This window comes from Streptomyces sp. NPDC020362, from assembly GCF_040642095.1.
Classification (GTDB): Bacteria; Actinomycetota; Actinomycetes; order Streptomycetales; family Streptomycetaceae; genus Streptomyces.
Window position 1 is genome coordinate 1 of the sequence record NZ_JBFAET010000416.1, and the last position, 2,796, is coordinate 2,796.

Below are 2,796 nucleotides of genomic sequence, written 5' to 3' on the forward strand. Positions count from 1 at the left end.
GCCGTCGTCGTGACGGTCGGCGCGCAGGAGGCCATGGTGCTGACGCTGCGCGCGCTGTGCGCGGGCCCGCGGGACGCCCTGCTCGCCGCCTCCCCCTGCTACGTGGGCATCAGCGGAGCCGCCCGGCTGCTCGACATCCCCCTCGTCCCGGTGCCCGAGGGCGCGGACGGTGTGACACCGGCCGGTCTCGCGAACGCGGCGCGCCGGGCGCGCAAGGACGGGCTGCGTCCCCGGATGCTGTACGTCGTGCCGGACTTCGCCAACCCGTCGGGGGTGTGCATGACGGTCGCGGCCCGCCGTGATCTGCTGGCCGCTGCCCGGCAGGAGGGGCTGCTGGTCGTGGAGGACAATCCGTACGGCATGTTCCCATCCGACGCACAGGACGTGCGGCCCACGCTCAAGTCGCTGGACAGGGACCGCCGGGTGATCTATCTCGGCTCGCTGGCCAAGACCGGGTTCCCCGGCGCCCGCGTGGGCTATGTGGTGGCCGACCAGCCGGTCGTCGACTCCGCCGGGCGCGGCACGCTGCTCGCCGACCAGCTCGCGAAGATCAAGAGCATGACCACGGTCAACACCCCGGCGCTGTCCCAGGCGGTGATCGGCGGTCTGCTGGTACGGCACGGATTCCGGGTGCGCCCGGCCGCGGAGCCGGGCGCGGCGTTCTACCGCGCCAACATGGCCCGGCTGCTCGCCGCGCTCGACCGGTACCTGCCGCCCGCCGAGCGGGACCGCCTGGGCGTGTCCTGGAACCGGCCGGAGGGCGGCTTCTTCGTCGTCATGACCGTGCCCTTCGACGCCGACGAGGCCGCGCTGGAGCGGTCCGCCCGCACCCACCGGGTGCTGTGGACCCCGATGAGCAGCTTCTACGACGGCGCCGAGGGAGACCGGCGGCTGCGGCTGTCGTGGAGCGCGGTGCCCCCGGACCAGGTCGAGCAGGGCATCGCACGACTGGCCCGCTTCATCCGGGAGTCGGCCGACGTGGACGTCTGATCCGGGAGCTTGCGGGCGCGGACGCCTGATACGGGCGTCGGCCGGCGTGGACATCTGATCCGGGAGCTTGCGGGCGCGAACGCCTGATACGGGCGTCGGCCGGCGTGGACATCTGATCCGTTCCGTAGCAGCAGACCGCTGACACAGGTGTCTGAACCGCCGTGGTCCGTCCGCTCCGCCGACCGACCTGCCGTGCCCCGACCGCTTCGCCGGCCGAGCCGGCGTTTCCCGCCGAAATCTCGCCTATCCCCGCCGTTTCCGCGGACCGATTGCCGCAACTCGCCTGTTCCGCCGGAAGGACGCGTGTTCTTCCGGCGGAACTGCTGTGAATCGACCGGAGAATCACAGCCGTTCGCACCCCTCGTATTCGCCGGCCCCCTGGCTCCCGCTTTGCGGAATCCCTGAATTCTGCCGGTAACTGCGTCCGTCTCTGCGGTCAGATCTCATGGACTGCGATGCCCGGCCGGGAAATGCTGGAGGACATCGGCGGACAGCCGGTCACCGCTTTTCGGGCAGGAGATGGGGCATACCCGTGGACGTTGACGATTTGTTACTGGCCGGCCCCGGCGGCGAGGTCGTCCTGCGGCTGGACGAGGCCGTGACCCGGCAGCGGCTGCAGCGGCTGGTGGCAGAGCGTCAGGAGCGTCTCGCGGACGCGGGAGCGAGTGCCGGGTCGTCCGTCGCCGTGCACCTGCCTCCGTCCCTGGAGTACATCGCCGTCGTCCTCGCCGTCTGGCGGGCCGGCGCCCAGGCGATCCTGATCGACCACCGGTTCACCGACCACGAGGTGACCTCGTGTCTCCAGCGGCTGCGGCCACAGCTGGCGGTGGAACCGGTCGGTGCCGTCGCCCGCCCCATGCGGGGCTTCCACGACGTCGGCAGCAAGGTCGTGGCGCTGCCGGGAGGCACGCCCGCCGCCGGCGGCCACGCCCTGATCCAGTTCAGCTCCGGTTCCACCGGCCCCTCGAAGATCATCGGCCGTGACGCCGAGGACCTGGTCGCCGAGGTCGAGCGCTACACCCGCATCGACGGATTCCCCTCCTCGGGACGGCAGGTGGTGTCCCTGGCGTCGCTGACCAACGTGCTCGGACTGGTCGGCGGACTGCTCAACTGCCTGCACACGGGAGCCGAGCTGATACTCCCCCGGCACACGGGAACCGAGGGCATCCTGCGCTGTCTGGCCATGGCCGACGCGCCCGCCGTACTTCTCGCGGTGCCGTCCCAACTGGAATTGCTGGCACGGGTCTCCGCTCCTCTCCCGACTCCCCTTTTCGAAGGCGCGATCACCGGCGGTGAACTCCTCAGAGACGAACTGTGGAATTCCTTCGCCGACCGCTACGGCGTACGGATCGGGACGATGTACGGAATGACCGAGGCCGGCGTGATGGCCACCGACTTGTCGGGGGCGCACCGTCCCGCACTGACCCCTGCTCCCGGTCAGCAATTCCGCGTGGAGAACGGGGAATTGCTGCTGCGTCGCCGGACGTCCCCGTACCTGGGGATCACCGATCCCGGCCGCTGGGCCGACGGCTGGCTGCGTACCCGGGACGCGGGCTCGGTCGATCCGGCGACCGGCCGGGTCAGGGTGCTCGGCCGCCTCGACGCGCAGATCTCGGTGAACGGCCTCAAGGTCGACCTCAACGAGGTGGAGCAACTGCTGGCCGACGCACCCGGGGTGACCGAGGCCGTCGTGGTGCACGACGGCGCGATACGGGCGTATGTGACGCTCGACGACGCCCGGCACGGCACGGCTCCCCGGACCTCGTACTCGACTGGGTGTACGGCTGGTCGCTCACCGAGCGCCGC

The 2,796-nt window shown here is 71.0% G+C and carries 2 protein-coding genes; both read left to right on the forward strand.

Annotated features, from left to right (window positions below; all coding sequences use genetic code 11):
- Positions 1-990: PLP-dependent aminotransferase family protein (locus tag AB0H32_RS47680; RefSeq protein WP_361135806.1), on the forward strand; the 990-nt coding region annotated here is incomplete at its 5' end.
- Between the two features lie 532 nt (positions 991-1,522).
- Positions 1,523-2,796: AMP-binding protein (locus tag AB0H32_RS47685; protein ID WP_361135809.1), on the forward strand; the 1,274-nt coding region annotated here is incomplete at its 3' end.